This is a genomic window from Cyanobium sp. NIVA-CYA 375 (assembly GCF_056108345.1).
Map to the genome: position 1 here is coordinate 1 of NZ_JBSYHW010000376.1, position 619 is coordinate 619.

A 619-nucleotide genomic window follows, 5' to 3' on the forward strand; every position below is an offset into this window, starting at 1 on the left:
GTGCACCACAGCGCTGTCTCCAAGGAAGAGCGCCTCCTCGCCGAGGAGGCTTTTCATCGGGGCACGGCGGATGGCAGTGGTGCTTGCATCGTCTGCACCTCCACCCTCGAGCTGGGTATCGATGTGGGTGATCTCGATCTGGTGCTCCAGGCCGATGCCCCGGACACGGTGAGCTCGTTTTTGCAGCGCATGGGCCGCACCGGCCGGCGTGATGGCCAGGCTGCCAACACCACTTTTTTCTGTGAATCCAGCGAGAGCGTGCTGCAGGCCACGGCGTTGATCGAGCTGGCCAAGCAGGGATGGGTGGAGGCCGTGCCGATTCAGGGCCGCTGCTGGCCTGTGCTTATCCACCAGCTGCTCACCATGGCCTTGGCCGGTGGTGGCATCACCGCAGAAGATGCCTGGAACCACCTGTCCAAGGTGCCTGACTTTGCCGGGATTAGCCGACCAGAGTTTGATCGCCTCATCCGCTGGCTGCTCGCTGATGGCGGGCTGCGGGAGGCCTCAGGCCAGCTGGTGATCGGTCCCAAAGCGGAGAAGCGATTTGGCCGCAAGAACTTCATGGAGCTGTTTGCGGTGTTCACCAGCCCAGTCAGCTACACGGTCGTGACGGCCGCAG

The 619-nt window shown here is 63.3% G+C and carries 1 protein-coding gene; it reads left to right on the top strand.

Going from position 1 to position 619, the window contains the following annotated elements:
* The coding region (locus AC01FP_RS18670; RefSeq protein ID WP_474482393.1) for a helicase-related protein at window positions 1-619 on the top strand (619 nt) is incomplete at both ends.